This window comes from Gaoshiqia hydrogeniformans (assembly GCF_049347105.1).
Taxonomy (GTDB): domain Bacteria; phylum Bacteroidota; class Bacteroidia; order Bacteroidales; family Prolixibacteraceae; genus Gaoshiqia; species Gaoshiqia hydrogeniformans.
This window is the reverse complement of sequence record NZ_CP186334.1, coordinates 377497-394631: the sequence shown is the minus strand read 5'-3', so window position 1 is coordinate 394631 and position 17135 is coordinate 377497. Positions and strand designations below refer to the sequence as shown.

Below are 17135 nucleotides of genomic sequence, written 5' to 3'. Positions count from 1 at the left end.
TTTCACGGAAGGGTGAATCTCTTGTCCTGGTTCAGATCGTCAGTTTAATACCATATTAAATAACTGATAAAACGAAATAAAATGAATCTTAAAATACGGTTACTTGTCCTTTTAATAACGGCTGTTCTTCAGCTCAATGCGCAGTCGGTTATTCTTACCAGCGACCAGCAGTTGGAAGGTTTAACCGATCCCGACCGGCAACTGGATTTGTCGCTTGGTTACAACAAGTACGTTCGTAGTTTACGACAAATCTGCGAAGAAGGGAAAAACGGTGCTTCACATGAGTTAATTGTGGCTTTCGACGAATTTTTCAGGCAGTACCGGAACGATACCGGCGCCGAGCGAAAGCTAACACCCGATATGGATGAATATGTCGATAAAATAAAGATCATAAGCGACTTTGCCAAGGAGTATGATCTGGGGCTCTGTTTGAGTTTGTTAAGCCCGCTGGAATTGGGGCAGGCTTATAAAAAGCAAACCGGCAACAGCGGGCGATGGCTGGCCTATAAAGTGGGATTTCGGGATCCCAAAACCGGGAAATTTAACATCTCCATCTGGCAGCAACTCTACTGGACCAATAACAAAGGCAAATCTCCGGTCAGCTTGAGGGGAGTGAAAGCTTATGCGTTTAAAGAAAGCGGCGGGCATCTGCCATACCGTGTGGTGAAACCTGAAGATATTGTTTTGCTGACGGACGTGAAATACGAAGCAACCGACACGATGAATTATGCCGCGCGCGGTATCGGGCAAAGCATTGATATGCGGCTTTTGCATGTGTTTGGCAATACGCCTGAATTTTTGGGTTACGACCGGGTGATGGTGATGCTGGAATATGAAACACAGGAAATGGACTATTTCAATGCCGATGCGCCGGTGTTCCTTAAAACGCTGATGAAGAAATACTACGACAAAAAAGTAAACCTCACTGCCTTATATTCCGACGAAATGCACATCCAGCAGGACTGGAGCTATTTCAGTCACCACGAAAACGGCCAGTTTGCCGAACGTTACCTAACCAAAAGTTTTGCAGAAGTATATACCCAAAAATTCGGGCAGCCTTTCGATGATAAATACCTGCTTTATTTTGCTTACGGAGCGCCCGGTTACGAACCTTTTGCCATGTCGGTGCTGAATGTTCAATACGTAATGGGACCGGATCCGGAGGATATTCACCGAACGTTTCTCTTGCGCGACCGCTACTATAAACTGCTCAATAACGGGGTTGTCGATCTGTTCAAAGATGCGAAGACCTATGCCGAATCGCTTTTTAAACGCGAGCTGAAAACCGGTGCACATGCGTCCTGGGCCGAAAGCCCGACCATTGATCTGTGGAACACCGAAAAGTTGCCGGGCTTTCAGGGACAATACGAATACACATCCAACTTTGTATGGAGCAACACGGTCCATCAGGCATCGGCAGCCTGTTACGATTATTTTAAGTGGGGCGAATACCTGGAGCCTACCGGGAACGATTTTGCCGAATGCGGGTGGAGCGACCGCAACTATTACGGTGCAGCGATGGCTGCGTCGATAGGCGTGATCAACAAATACCCGAATGCCTATGCCGCCGCCTGGGGCTTTCCTGCCGAAGCGCTGGAACGCCGGATGGCAATCAATCATGCGTTTGGTGCGCAGGCACCACGCGATATTTCCATGATCACCGGGGGTGTTCACCGCGATGTGGAGGTGCTGGCGCTCTACCCGATGAGCCTGGTGGCCACCGAAGAACGTTTTGGTAGTTGGATGACGCAGTACGGTTATGCAAATTACTTGTCGGCCGAAAAACTGGTGCAAATGGCAAAATTGCAGGACGATGGCAAACTTGCCGTAAAAGACAAAAAGTACGGCGCTATTGTCGTTTTGTTTGAACCTCTTCCGGAGAAAGGCTTGCTCGGTTTGCTCTCTCAGTTTGTCGAGAAAGGCGGGAAAGTTCTTTGGTTTGGGACGCCTCCTTTGCTTGACTCTGAAGGAAATGATTGCACCAGACAATGGCAGGAATTATCAGGTGCCACGTATCATGTCGACAATTATATGGGCGAAATTGCAGCCGGGAAAGAAGTTGTATTTTCCGGAAGTTTCTCGAATGTTCCGAAACAAACCATTCTGACTGATTTTCTGGTCGATCGGGTTTATCCGGTTGAATCGAATGGGAATGAAGTGCTTGCCCGCTGCGACGGAAAAACAATAGGCGTGAGGACCCGGCACGGGCAAGGCGAATTTTACTACCTGGGTTTCCGGCCACGCGACGACCAGTCGCAAAGCCTCGGGTACGAGACACGCACGTTGTTTGAAACGCTGAACGCTGCCGGGGCTTATCCCTCATCAGGGATCATACCCGGAGTGAACGATAACCCAACGGTTGTTTCGCGTACGTCCGACTATTTTGTGACGCGTTTTCCGAATACAACAACCATGATCGTGCGTCATTACCGCACCCATCGCGAAAACTGGGAAGGCGGGTTCTCCCGAAATGCCGAAAACGACGCCAAAGCGTTGGCTGTAAATCCATTATCCTCCGACCGGATTGAGCTGGATAACGCGGCAATCAGCGGTCACCGTGTTTCCTACAAAGGACGCTTATGGATGGCTTTCCGAACCAATGAAAATAAGCTGGTCGCTTTTATCGGGAACGACTGTAACGAAATTTCCGTCGACGGGAAAGTATATCGTTTTTCAGAAAAGCCTCTTTCAAAGGTCGTTTTCATTCCCGAAACAAAAGGTAAACAAACCGTCTATCATGTCCAGGTGACTGGCTCCGGTACCGTAAAACTGCCTGTTTCGGCTAACAAAATTCCGCCAAACATTAAAGTAGGAAAGCAAACCATCCCCTTAAAAATGATTGACGGAGGCATTGAACTGAACGTCGACGATTCCATTTCCGGGAAATGGCTGACGATAAATATTTGAAAACCTAACCTGTAAACATGAAATAATGAAAGCATTTGTAAATCCTAAACGATTCCTTTTTCTGCTGATGGTCGCAGTGGGTATTCTTTCCTGCCAAACACGGGAAAAAGCGGATACCTCCTCCTCTGTTTCTGAAAATAAGGACGACTATTTCCGCGATATTTATCCGGATACCTGGGTGGGCAGTGATGCACTTGGCCGCCCGATGCCTGATTTTTTGGAAGTTGGGCCGGTTAAAAATGATCAACGCCGTGTTGTCGGGATCTTTTACATTACCTGGCATGGTCAGGGACTGGCCAACCTGAAACAACCCTACCAGGCCGATGTAACCAAAATTCTGGACACCGACCCGGCAGCGCGCCTGGATGCCAAACACCCGCTTTGGACCGAAGGTTCTTATCACTGGGGCGAGCCGGAAATGGGTTATTTCCTCAGCCAGGATGAGTACGTGATCAGGAAAGACATGTCGATGCTTGCTGATGCCGGTGTTGACGTGCTGGTGATGGATGTAACCAACGCAGTGCGCTATTGGGACGAGTGGGAAATTACGTTCAGTACGATGCAGAAAATGAAAGCTGAAGGAAACAAAGTGCCGCAGTTCATCTTCTGGGCATTCAACGGCCCGGTGATTACCGTCGTGCAGGACTTATACGACCGGATTTACAAACAGGAAAAATATAAAGATCTCTGGTTTTACTGGGACGAAAAACCCTTGTTGCTGTATAATGGCACTCCCGGTTTCGATGCCAACAGAGGCGGAATTACCCACCCCAATCCGCACTTCGATCCTGCAGCGAAAACCGATCCGAACCATCCTCATTACCAGGATCCGGATTATGCGGAGGAATTTTACCAGGATTACACCAAAGAGGTGAAAGATTTCTTTAGTCTGCGTACGATGTGGTGGGGTTACTACGAATGGGGAGGCAAACGTTATATCGGAACGGAAGATAACTGGAGCTTTGGTTACAGCATGGCCGATCCCAAAGTGAAAGCCCTGAAACCGGAAGAATTGCTGTCGACACATCACGGAAAAAGGGAGCAGGCGGCTGTTACCCCGGCGCAGCATCCGGTTACCATGACCAAAGAGAACATGGGTGTTGGCAAATCGTGGTCGCGCGAAAACGGACAACCCAAACTCAATGAATATGATATGCCCGATTCTGCGTATGTTCCGTGGTTGGGAAAAATAGTGAAAAATCCGACCGATTACGGCATTTATTTTCAGGAACGGTGGGACGAGGCCCTGGCTGCGAATCCGGAATTCCTGTATATCAACGACTGGAATGAGTGGACGGCAGGTAAGTATCAGCCTGATGGCGGCGGAACCACTCCCTGGCTGGGCCGCGACAATCCGTTCTTTTTTGTCGATCAGTATAATGCCGAGTTCAACCGGTGTATCCACCCGATGAAAGGTGGCTACACGGATAATTATTATATGCAGATGGCCCAGAACATCCGTAAATACAAGGGCATCCGGCCAATCCCCAATCAAAAAGGCTACCATTCGGTCAAAGCTGACGGGGATTTCGGGGAATGGAAAAAAATCCGGAACGAGTTCCGCGATACCCGCGGCGATATCTTCCACCGCGATGCGATTGGTTATGCCGGTATTCATTACGTCAACAGTTCGGGGCGAAACGATCTCATTACGGCCAAGGTGGCCGTTGATAAGAAAAATATCGGCTTTTACGCTGAAACGTCGGACAAGCTGACTTCGCACGACGGAAATAACTGGATGCTGCTGTTGATCGATGCCGACAACAACCCGGAAACCGGTTGGCATGGTTACGATTTTCTGATTAATAAAAATGTGAAGGATGAAAAAACGACGACTCTGATGCGATACGTAGCTTCGCAAAACGAGGGCATGTGGAAAGAAATAGCTGAGTTGGATTACCGGACTTCCGGAAATCAGCTCGAACTATCAGTGCCCCGCGAACTTTTAAATCTGACCGGCAATCAGTTCACTTTTGATTTTAAATGGTCCGACAATCCAACAGAGTTGAAAGACCCGATTTCGCTTTGTACACATGGAGATACTGCCCCGAACCGAAGATTTAATTACCGGTTGATTTGGAGCAGATAATTTGAACGATGCTGAATTCGTAAAACGCATAAAGATGAAAAACCGACAATTAGCGATGTCAAAAATAACCGGCTTATGCTTACTGTTTGTCCTTGTATTTCTTGGGGCATGTCAGCCCGAGGTGCCACCGAAAGATGATTATACGGTAGCTGCTTTTTACTGGCCGGCTTATCATTACGAGCCCAAAGCCGAATTTCTTTTCCCCGACAAAAAAGGGGAGTGGGAGATAATCTACAACGCGGTGTCGAAGGAAGACGGGCACCGGCAGCCCAAAGTGCCACTTTGGGGATATGTTGATGAGGCCGATCCGAAAGTAATGGATCGGAAAATTGAAACGGCTGTAAATTACGGAGTTGATGTTTTTATCTTCGATTGGTATTGGTACCGTGGCGAACCTTTCCTCGAAGATTGTGTGGATAAGGGTTTTCTTGGAGCCAACAACAACCGGATGAAATTCTATCTGATGTGGGCCAATCATGATGCCACTACTTATTGGGATGTTGATAACCCCGGTATTGATTCTGTTATTTGGGCGGGAGAAGTTGACCGGGAGCAATTTAATGTGGTGGTTGACCGGGTGATTGAAAAGTATTTCAAAAATCCTTTATATTACAAAATTGATGGTGAACCTGTATTCTGTATTTACGAACTCAATACGCTTATCGATGGTTTGGGCGGAGCCGGACAAACCAAAGAAGCCCTTGATCATTTCAGGAAAAAAACGATCGAAGCGGGTTTCCCCGGATTGCATTTACAAGGTATTTTATGGTCGGCGCTTCCCTCGTCGATTACCGGCGTACCCGGTGATCGTATTGAAAGCCAGGATCAGGTACTTTCATATCTTGGTTTTAACAGTTTAACCAATTATTGCTGGGCGCACCTTCAAAATCCGGATGGCGATTATGAACAATGGGCAGACGCTTCTACAGCCATGTGGCCGGATTTCTTGAAGGATTTTTCAATTCCCTGTTTCCCAAATGTCACGATAAGCTGGGATGCCAATCCACGCTTTTTATTTAAGGCAGGTTATATCAGCAATTCAACGCCTGAAAAATTTGGCCGTTATGTGCAAAAAGCAAAAGATTTTGTTGATCAGCACCACTATACGACAAAGTTGATTACGATAAATGCCTGGAACGAATGGTCGGAAGGAAGTTACCTGGAGCCCGACACGACATGGAACTACGGCTATCTCGAAGCGCTGAAAAAAGCGATGAATGGACAATAGATGAATAAGCAAGAGACAATGGAAAGTTTCTGTTTTTCAATAAAATAAAATTGATGGCGATGCAAAAACGACTTTTACTACTAATTACCACTGCTTTTTATTGGATGTCGGTTCCCGGTTGTACGGATCAAGGAGATGAAAAAGAAAAGAAAATTATTATTTCTTCGGATATCCCGGTTTCTCAACCCTTGGCCGGAACCGACGAGTTGGGACGTGTACTGCCTTTGAACGAAGAAGTGGGAGATCCGAAAGCCAACCGGCAGGTCGGTATTTTCTACTTCTTATGGCAGGGAGACAAAGCTTCAACGACGTCAGAAAAATATTGGGATTTAACCGAAATTATTCCTGCCTATCCTGAAGTACTGGAAAATTTTAACCATCCGAACTGGGGAACGACTTCGGTTGGAGGATATTATTTCTGGGGAAAACCATTGTACGGATATTACCGGGGCGACGATTACTGGGTACATTTGCGCAACATGCAGCTACTCACCGATGCACAGGTTGATTTCCTGATCATTGATGCTACCAACACGCTGATTTATCCTGAACAGTCGGAAGCTTTAATGCAGGCCATTAAAGACATTCAGGCGCAGGGTAAACATGCGCCCCGCCTTGTGTATTACACCAATACCGAATCGGGGAAAACCATGCAGAATGTTTACAATACCTATTACCGGCAGGGAGCGCCGCATTATCATCCTTCGTGTTGGTACCGCCTTGACGGAAAACCATTAATCATTGGGATCAGCAGCGAAGCCGGCGGGAAAGATTATGAATCATTTTTTACTTTTCGTGAATCGCAGTGGCCCAACGAACCTGTTAAAACAAACGGTTGGCCGTGGATCGAATTCAAACGTCCGCAGCAGGTTTATACCAATGCAAAGGGCGGAAAGGAAATCGTGAATGTTTCGGTGGCACAACATCCCGACGTGCCGGCAGGTATGGGAGGTTCGGCGTTTTACGGAAACAGGAACAACTGGGGGCGCAGCTTCCGAAATGGTTCGCAAGGCAACCCTGAAAAAGATATTTTTTATGGATACAATGTGCAGGAACAGTGGGATTTTGCACTAAATGAAGATCCTCCTTTCATTTTTATTACCGGATGGAACGAATGGATTGCAGGAAGGTGGAAAAGCCCGGATGGAAATCCCAAACATTCGTTTTTCTGCGATCAGGCCGATCCTGAATACAGCCGCGACATAGAACCCACGCGCACAGCCGGCCTGAACGATAATTATTACATGCAGATGGTGGCGAATATTCGCAGGTACAAAGGCGCGGCGCCTCATACAACAACAAGCGGGCAAAAAACGATTCAGAAATTAAGCGACTGGAACGATGTACCTTTAACTTACACCGATTATACCGGCGACACAAAAGTACGGAATCATCCCGGGGCTGAATCAGTTCCGGAGAGGGTGTATACCAATAATTCGGGGCGTAACGACCTTTCGATTATGAAGGTTGTCAATGACGCGACCCATCTGTACTTTTTTGCGCAAACCAGCGACGCAATAACAAGGGAGCAGGGAAAAAACTGGATGAACCTGTACATCAATTCCGACAGGAATTCAAATACCGGCTGGCTGGGGTATGATTTCAGGGTAGCAGAAGGAAATAAATTGCAGGTATATTCAGGCGGAGCATGGGAAAACCTGGTAGAAATCGACCTTCAACTGGATAAAAACAAGATGATGTACTCCATACCACTTCAATACCTGAAACTTTCCGCTTATCCGGACCTGGAATTTAAATGGTCGGACAACATGCAGGATGAAACCGATCCGCTGGATTGGTACATTAACGGGGACTTAGCGCCCGGCGGACGGTTTAACTTTATATATACCTCAATAAAATGAAAAAATCAGGATTACAACAGATCTTAATACTGATCTTGATTTTTACGGTATCGGCATGCACACCGGAGAATGCTGATCTGAAAGTGGACGACCTTCGGTGTTGTAATCTGCTTAACCCGGAAGGAATTGAAAATCCTTCGTTTAGCTGGAAAATAAAAACAGCGGAGTTGGGAGTTGCTCAAACTGCCTGGGAGGTTCAGATAGCCACTTCCGAAAGTTTATTCGCCAACGGAAAACCTGATGTCTGGAAATCAGGGAAACAGTTGTCTGATGGGCAGTTCGATATTATACCTGAGAATATTTCGCTGGAAGAAACCGGGAAATATTTCTGGCGTGTACGGGTTTGGGATAATCATGGAAATGTTAGCACCTGGAGTGAGCCGGCCTCTTTTTCAATCGGTTTGTTAAGCGATGGATCCTGGGCTGGCAAATGGATTACCTATCCCTATTCGAAAGAAACCGCCTTGCCTTATTTTCGAAAAACATTTCAGACGGATGAACGCAAAAATTCTGAAATAAAAAGAGCTACCATGTATTTTTGCGGACTGGGTGCGTGCGAAATCTATTTGAACGGGCAGTTGGTCGATTCGACGCGTTTTTTAGATCCGGCGCAAACCAATTATGAACAGTACGCCTTGTACAGTACATTTGATGTTACTCATCTGATTTGTAAAGGAGAAAACTGTATCGGGGTGATGCCGGGAAACGGTTGGTTTGCACAGGATGAAGCCTGGCAGGGAGCTCCCTTTAGTTATGGTCCGCCCATGTTGAGGGCTCAGTTGGTCATTACATACAGCAATGGCTCGCAAGACATCGTTGCAAGCGATGAAAGCTGGACCTGGCATGAAGGCCCTGTTCTCAAGTCAAACATTTATTTAGGGGAATCATACGATGCCAGGCAGGAAATTGAGGGATGGAGCTCCCCCGATTTTCAGGATGAAGCCTGGCAGCCGGTCCAACTGGTTGAAAAAGCTGCTCCTCCAATATTAAAACCCCAGCTGATAAATCCGATTCGAAAAAAGCAGGTGGTTCAGGCCGTTGACAGGTGGCAGGATGCGTCGGGCAACTGGATCTTCGATTTTGGTGTAAATGCTGCCGGAATCGTGCTGCTGCAAGCGGAGCAGCCGGCAGGCACTCAACTTCGGATTAGAATGGCTGAAGAAGCAAACAAAGACGGCGGTCTGGATTTTTCCACGCTTGGTTGGATTCATCACGGGAAAATATTCGGGAACCAATACATCTGCCGGGGTAGGGAAAAAGAGCGCTGGATGCCCCGCTTTACTTATCATGGATTTCGCTATGCCGAACTCAGCGGCTTTAACGGAACCCCCGATCTCTCAACCTTAAGTCTGGTTGTGGTACACAGCGATTTGGAACATACGGGTTCGTTTGAATGTTCGGAACCACAAATCAACCGCTTGCACGAACTGGCCATGCGGACTGTATTTAGCAACATGCACGGAATTCCGACCGATTGCCCCGACCGCGAAAAATGCGGTTGGCTGGGAGATTCGCATGCCTACGTAAAAATGGCCAACGTGAACCTGCAAATGAATAATTTCTGGGAAAAATACCTGAATGACATCCGTTCGGGAGCCAATCCTTTAGAGAAGAATACCTTGTTTCATGAAAGGTTTAATACCACGTTTTATTTTACCGAAAAGCCATCCGGTTTGCCCTACATGATTGCTCCCGGAATGCGCCTTTGTGGAGTTGCCTCGCCCGACTGGGGGACGGCGTTGGTCCAGCTGCCCTGGTGGTTGTATGTTTACTACGGGAACAAAGCTGTTCTCGAAGACTGTTACCCCGACATGAAACAGTGGACCGACCATGTTGCAAGCCTGGCTTCCGACGCCGAACGAACTTCAGAATACAATCAGAAAACCAGGCACATTGTTTACCAGGGGCTGGGTGATTGGTGTCCTCCGGGGGGAAACGAGCGTATCGATACGCCCATTGAATTTACGTCCACAGCTTTTCATTACCTCGATGTTTGCATCATGGAACAGACTGCGCGATTGCTTGGCTATGAAGATGATACAGAGAAATATGCTGGGAAAAAGGAACTGATCGCCGCCGAAATGGTGGCTACTATGTACAATGCTTCAGAAAAAACATTTGGGAGCCAGACTGCTGATGTGATGGCGCTCGATTTCGGACTGGTTCCTCAGGGCGATGAATTTGCCGTGGCTGATGCTGTTGTTCGGAATATGAATGAGAAACACGACGGCTTTATGAATAGCGGAATCTTCGGAATCGGCCGGATTGGCAGCATGCTGGCCCGTTATGGTCAGGCCGGGGCGGCATTTAACCTGTTTACAAAAACCGGTGAGAACAGTTTTGCCAGAATGTGGGATGAAGCCAATGCGACATCGCTTTGGGAAACATTGCCGGTTAGTGAGGTCAGTGAAGAAAGCGGTCGCGAAGCGTCGCACAACCATCCGATGCAAGCCGGTTACGATATTTGTTTTTTTGAAGATATAGCAGGTATTCGCCCCGATTCGTCCGGGTATGGATTTAAAGTAATTCGGTTTGATCCCTTATTTACGGATCTGATGGATTGGGCTAAAGCCTCAATTGAATCACCTTACGGAACGATTGTTAGCAACTGGAAACAAAAAAATGAAGCGGTGGAGTGGCAGATCGAAATTCCTGCGAATTCAACCGGTTTGGTAGCCTTGCCCAATGCAAAAAAGTTGATGGTCAACAATAATCTGCTGAACGAAAAGATTTTTACTGTGGCCCGAATAAAAGGCAGTAAAACGTTGTATCATTTTCCATCAGGTTGTTTTACCATTCAGATTAGTGATTGAATTTATCGTTGAAACAGTTTTTAAATCACAGATATAAAATGATTGATATGAAGAACAAAATCGTCTTAATTCTATTCTTTCAGATTTTGACTGCAGGGATTTTTGCGCAAATACCTCCCGTATTGAACTCTGCCAACAAACAGATTCGTTCGGCTGAGGTGTCCCAAGCCTATTTAACGCCAACGCGGATTGTCTGGACCTCCGATAAAACCGGAAATCAGGTTCACCATGCAGAAAGTATTTTGAAACCCGGTATCGGTCAGGCTGATTTAAACCAGGGGAACTATTTGACCTTGGTCAGTTCCGAAGAATCATTTCCCGGAATTATCCTTGATTTTGGTTGTGAAATTCATGGCGGATTGGAAATTGTAACAACCATCAGTAACTCCAATCCGGCTGGCCGGATCCGGATCCGCTTTGGCGAATCGGTAGCAGAAACCATGAGCGATATTGTTGAAAACGGAGCCACAAACGACCATGCCATGCGCGATTTTGTGCTCACGTTACCCTGGCTTGGCCGTCTCGAAGTGGGCGACACCGGTTTTCGTTTCGTCCGCATCGATCTGGTTGACCCGGGTACAAAAATTGAAATCAAGGAAATCAATGCCGTTTTTAAATATCGCGATATCCCTTACCTGGGTTCGTTTACCTGTAATGATGAACAACTGAACCGGATTTGGATGACGGGTGCCTATACGGTCCATCTGAATATGCAAAACTACCTGTGGGATGGAATCAAGCGCGATCGTTTGGTGTGGGTTGGCGACCTTCATCCCGAAGTGATGACCGTTAATACTGTTTTTGGATATCAGGATGTGGTTCCCAAAAGCCTTGACCTGGCCCGTGACCTGACTCCCTTGCCCAACTGGATGAACGGAATCAGTTCTTATTCGATGTGGTGGGTGCTGATTCACCGAGACTGGTATGTTTATCATGGCGACCTCGGCTACCTGAAAGAACAGCAGGACTACCTGACAGCCTTGTTGAAGCACCTGGCTACAAAAATTGATGCCAATGGAAAGGAGATTCTCGATGGCCACCGTTTTATGGACTGGCCCTCCAGTGAAAACCCAGGGGCGGTTCATGCCGGTTTGCAGTCGATGATGGTGATGACTTTTGAAGCAGGCGGCGAATTGCTAAGTGTCCTTGGGGATCAGGGTTCAGCCGCTTTTTGCCGCGAAACAGCCGAAAAGTTGAAGAAACATGTTCCTGACTTCAATCATTCGAAACAGGCTGCTGCATTGCTGGCCTTGTCGGGACTGGTTCCTGCAGAAAAATCAAATAAAGAGCTTTTGGCCGAAGGCGGCGTACATCAAATGTCGACTTTTTATGGTTACTATATGCTGAATGCCAGGGCAAAAGCCGGCGATTACCAGGGGGCAATCGACAATATTCGTACGTATTGGGGAAGTATGCTCGATCTTGGAGCAACTACTTTTTGGGAAGACTTCAATATCGACTGGAAGGAAAATGCTTCCCGGATTGATGAAATTGTTCCCGAAGGTAAAGTTGATGTGCATGGCGTTTATGGCGATTATTGTTACAAAAGTTACCGCCACAGCCTTTGCCACGGATGGGCTTCGGGGCCCACACCCTGGCTGACCCGGTATGTTTTAGGAGTGAATGTGCTTGAACCCGGCTGTAAAAAAATCAAAATTGAACCGCACCTGGGCGATCTGGAATGGGTGGAAGGAACCTTTCCGACGCCTCAGGGTATTATCGAAATTAAACACAGAAAAAATGCAGATGGAAAAATTGCCACTTCGGTGAAAGCGCCGAAAGGAGTTAAAATTGTCAGGTAAGTCCATGTTATGTATAACCTAAGCCAATGAAAACCAGATTAATTACATTGCTATTGCTGTGTGTGGCAGGATTGCACCATTGCATTCAACCCCATAACGGGAAAAACAGCCGTTCTACGATCACATTGGAGGATATGAAGAAATTATTCGTCAATCCTCCCGACTCTGTTCGTCCCGGTGTTTACTGGTATTTTATGGACGGCAATCTTTCGCGCGAAGCCATGACTGCCGACCTGGAATCGATGAAGGAAGCGGGGATTGGTAATGTTCTTTTTTTGGAAGTGAATGTGGGCGTACCACGAGGCAAAGTCGATTTTTTGAGCGACGAGTGGCAGGAGTTGTTTGCACATGCGATGAAAGAAAGCAAACGCCTCGGAATAACCCTCACCTTGGGTGTTGGCCCGGGCTGGACCGGGAGCGGCGGACCGTGGGTGAAGGCCGAAGAGTCGATGCGGCACCTGGTGAGCAGTTCGGTTGAGTTGCGTGGTCCTTCCGTGCAAAAGGTAATCCTGCCAAAACCGTCTCCCCAAAGGCCTTTCTTTGGTGAAGGCACGCTGACTCCTGAACTCCGGGAACACCGCGATGCCTATTATCAGGATGTGGCCGTGCTGGCATATCCAACGCCGAAAAGTGCTGTCAAAATTACCAATATCGATGAGAAAGCGCTTTTTGTGAGAGCACCCTACACGTCGATGGCCGGTGTTAAACCCTATCTCCCGGAACCCGGTTATCCTACGGATGAAGTTGGTCAGGCTGCTGTGGATCTTGCAACGATAATTGATCTAAGCTCAAAACTTCAGGCAGACGGAACTCTCGAATGGAAAGTTCCTGAAGGAGAATGGACCGTGATCCGTTTGGGAATGCGAAACAACGGCGCAGTCACCCGGCCGGCTCCCTATCCGGGAATTGGTTTTGAATGCGATAAATTTGACACTGTTGCCTTTAAAAACCATTTTGATGCCTTTATTGGCAAACTGTTTGCAAAGTCAGACTTTACGAAAGCCTCGAAGGACGGGGGCCTGTTCCGTTTACACATGGATAGCTGGGAGATGGGTGCGCAAAACTGGAGTGATCATTTTCGCGACGAGTTTAAAGCCAGGCGGGCATACGATCCGCTTCCTTTTTTTCCGGTTTACAGCGGCCAGGTTGTCGGGAGTGTTGACCAAAGCGAAAGGTTCCTTTGGGACCTGCGCCTTACCGCTCAGGAATTGGTGCTGGAAAATCATGCCGGTTACATAAAAAAAATGGCCAGGCGTTATGGCCTCGATTTGTCTATTCAGCCGTATGATATGAATCCCTGTGCCGATCTCGATCTGGGTGCGGTTGCTGATGTGCCGAGTTGTGAGTTTTGGCTGAAGGGCCTTGGCTTTAATTCGTCGTTCGGATGTATCGAAGCAACTTCGATCGCTCATGTAATGGGGCGCCCGGTGGTTGCTGCCGAAGCCTTTACCGCCGATTACGGACGTGAAGGTTTTACAGCCTGTCCGGCTACATTGAAAAATCAGGGCGACTGGGCTTTTGCAACCGGGATCAACAAATTGATCTACCATACCTTTGCCCATAAGTCGCTTGGTGAGCATTACCGTCCGGGAATGACGATGGGCCCCTACGGCGTACATTGGGACCGGGGGCAAACCTGGTGGCCTATGGTCCAGGATTATCACAAGTATATTTCCCGCTGTTCATTTGTATTACAACAGGGCCAGACAGTTGCTGATGTACTTTACCTGACTCCGGAGGGTGCCCCCCATGTTTTTCGTCCGCCACATTCGGCCATGGAAGGAAACGACACGATTCCCGACAGGAAAGGATATAACTTTGACGGCTGTTCACCATTGATGCTGGCGAATGCCTCGGTTGAGAATCATAAAATTGTATTCCCGGGAGGAGCTTCTTATCACCTGTTGGTGCTTCCTGCTCAAAAAACAATGACTCCTGAGTTACTTGCAAAAATTGAAGAGCTGGTTCGCGCCGGAGCCCGGGTAACCGGACCTCCACCTGTAAAATCACCCAGTCTGACCAATTATCCCGACTGTGATAAACAGGTTCGGGAGACTGCCGGTCAGATCTGGGGCTCTGTCATTCCTCCGGCACAAGTAACTTCCCGTGGGTATGGAAAAGGACAGATCTATTGGGGCGGAAGTCTTTCTGAGTTTGTCAACAGGGAGTTGTATCCGGTGTGTGAAGCAACTGCAGCGCTTTTGAAGGAAATTGGAGTTAATGAGGACTTTCAAAGTAATGGACCGGTGAGGTATACCCACAAGCATCTCGATCAGGCTGAGGTTTATTTTGTTGCAAACCGGGAAGAAGAAAAAATCAGCGCCGATTGCATTTTTCGTACCGATGAAGGCACTGTTGAGTTGTGGAATCCGCTTACCGGTGAAACCAGGGAGTTGAAAGAATTCATTCGGGAGAACGGATACACCACCGTACCGTTGGAATTTGATGCTTACCAAAGCTACTTTGTTGTTTTTAACGGAAACCAGGCAGTTGGTAAGTTATCCGAAGCCAAGAATTTCAATGCGGTCAATCCGGTTCAGAATCTTGAGGGAAGCTGGAACGTTTCGTTTGATCCGAAGTGGGGCGGCCCGGAAACAGCCATATTCCATACGCTTGAGGACTGGTCAAAGCGGCAGGAAGAGGGTATCCGTTTCTATTCAGGGATTGCCACCTATCAACAACAATTTACCTTTGATTCATTTAAGCCGAACAATAAGTTTTATCTGCATTTGGGCGAAGTAAAAAATATTGCCCGCGTGATATTGAATGGTAAAGATCTTGGTGTTGTATGGACAGCGCCCTGGCAGGTAGAAATAACCGATGCGGTGAAACAAAGGGAGAACCAGGTGGAGATTCAGGTTGCTAACCTTTGGGTGAATCGACTGATCGGCGATGAAGCTTTCCCGGATGACGGAATTGTAAACGGACAGTGGCCGGAATGGTTGCTCCAGGGAAATCCCCGGACAAGCGGTCGATATACGTTCACCACCTTCCGGTTTTATCGTGCAGATTCTCCCTTAATGAAATCGGGCTTATTGGGGCCTGTTGTTATTCTTCAGGAAACACCAAGTCCGGGTTAAAAGTCCAAATAAAATCGTCAGAATTGATCAATATTTTTTAGGTAGTTTACAACTTATTACTATATTTGCACTCGCATTTAAACACGGGTGTAGCTCAGTTGGTAGAGCACTGGTCTCCAAAACCAGGTGTCGGGCGTTCGAGTCGCTCCTCCCGTGCAAAGCTGCCCAAAAGGGCAGCTTTTTTTGTGTACAGGCAGGTTCGTTTGCCGGCAAAATATGGGTTACTCACTCAGAGTCAAGCTTTTTATCAGCTCAACTTCTTCTTGTTTGTAAGGCATTCCATCGGGATGAAAGATCTCGTGAAACCAAAGCGGAGGCTCCGAACCATCAGGGATGGGTTCATCCCAAGCGTATTTGGTATTCGATTTTCCGGCAACAAGACCCCAGTTGATGGCTCCTACATTTTCTTTCTTCAAAATAGGCATAATATTCTGAAATAAGCTGTTGTTGCGGCGGGCCATGTACTCCGTACAAACCATCGGACGACCGTAAACTTTCAACGTATCAATGGCGGCCTGGTGTTTATCAGGTCCTTCATAATTGTGATAAGTGACGATGTCGGAGTTCTCCACCTGAAATTTATTCAAATCAGACAAGGAAAGGTTCCAGACGCCTACCGACAACGGCTGCGAAGGACGAACTTCCCACCCCCAGCTGAACACTTTTTGCAGAAGAGGCATCGATTTGTTGCCGTAGCCCGAATTTCCGGGTTCGTTGTAAAGGTCCCACAGGGCAATACGCTTGTCATCTTTAAAAGTGATCAGGATGTCTTTCACATACACTTCAAGGGTTTCCATCAGTTCCGGTTTTTCGTGCAGCAAGTCGCCCGGATCGCGTACCCAGCCTGAGTTGTGGACGCCCGGTTTGGGTTCGGGTTGCTTGCCGACCAGGTAGGTGGCGTTCCAACAATCGTCGAAGAACACGAAAATGGTTTTAATCCCGTGGCTGTCGGCAATGTCGAGGTATTGATTTATGCGGTCTTTAAAACCTTCTTTGTCAACTTCCCAGGCCACATGGTGCAGGTATACCCGCATACAGTTCAAACCAATTTCTTCGGCCCAGCTCAACTCCCGATCAATGGTTTCCGGGTCGAACGATTCGGCCTGCCAGGTTTCCAGTTGGTTGATGGCTGTGCTGGGATTGAAGTTGCATCCCCGCAACCAACCATGTTCATCACCCCATGCTTTGGCTTGTTCTACCGTCCAGATTTTTGCAGTTGGTTCTTCGGCTGTTTGCTCACTTTGTTTCGTTTTAGTCTGACAAGCCGCCAAAAGCAGTACACCGGCCATCAGCATAAAAAAAGATTGTGTTTTCATCATGTTATGATTTAATGGTAATTGAATATTGCTATTAT

The 17135-nt window shown here is 47.5% G+C and carries 8 protein-coding genes and 1 tRNA gene; 8 read left to right on the top strand and 1 reads right to left on the bottom strand.

Annotation, left to right across the window (positions count from 1 at the left end; genetic code table 11):
* Positions 1-81: 81 nt before the first annotated feature.
* The 8 genes from ACOIT5_RS01640 (at position 82) to ACOIT5_RS01605 (ending at position 15937) form a co-directional block, all read left to right on the top strand.
* On the top strand, positions 82-2907 hold the full coding sequence (locus ACOIT5_RS01640; RefSeq protein WP_423128727.1) for a hypothetical protein: 2826 nt from the start codon (positions 82-84) through the stop codon (positions 2905-2907).
* A gap of 25 nt (positions 2908-2932) precedes the next feature.
* A complete protein-coding gene (locus ACOIT5_RS01635) occupies positions 2933-4996 on the top strand; it encodes a hypothetical protein (RefSeq protein WP_423128726.1) in 2064 nt (687 codons plus the stop codon).
* Positions 4997-5030: 34 nt separating this feature from the next.
* Positions 5031-6224: a glycosyltransferase WbsX family protein gene (locus ACOIT5_RS01630; RefSeq protein WP_423128725.1), complete on the top strand. Its 1194-nt coding sequence runs from the start codon at positions 5031-5033 to the stop codon at positions 6222-6224.
* A 59-nt stretch (positions 6225-6283) separates the two neighbouring features.
* Positions 6284-8086, top strand: a complete 1803-nt coding sequence (locus ACOIT5_RS01625) for a hypothetical protein (protein WP_423128724.1) — start codon at positions 6284-6286, stop codon at positions 8084-8086.
* Complete coding sequence (locus ACOIT5_RS01620) at positions 8083-10899, top strand: family 78 glycoside hydrolase catalytic domain (protein WP_423128723.1); 2817 nt, start codon at positions 8083-8085, stop codon at positions 10897-10899. The genes ACOIT5_RS01625 and ACOIT5_RS01620 overlap by 4 nt, the downstream gene beginning before the upstream one ends.
* A 47-nt stretch (positions 10900-10946) precedes the next feature.
* Entirely contained in the window at positions 10947-12701 is a 1755-nt protein-coding gene (locus ACOIT5_RS01615) for an alpha-L-rhamnosidase C-terminal domain-containing protein (protein WP_423128722.1), read from the top strand.
* Positions 12702-12727: 26 nt separating this feature from the next.
* A complete protein-coding gene (locus tag ACOIT5_RS01610) occupies positions 12728-15781 on the top strand; it encodes a glycosyl hydrolase (protein ID WP_423128721.1) in 3054 nt (1017 codons plus the stop codon).
* An 83-nt stretch (positions 15782-15864) separates the two neighbouring features.
* Positions 15865-15937: transfer RNA gene (locus ACOIT5_RS01605), tRNA-Trp, on the top strand.
* Between the two features lie 65 nt (positions 15938-16002).
* Here ACOIT5_RS01605 and ACOIT5_RS01600 read toward each other — a convergent pair.
* The gene (locus ACOIT5_RS01600) at positions 16003-17100 is read right to left on the bottom strand and encodes a hypothetical protein (protein ID WP_423128720.1); all 1098 of its coding nucleotides are present in this window, start codon (positions 17098-17100) and stop codon (positions 16003-16005) included.
* Positions 17101-17135 lie beyond the last annotated feature (35 nt).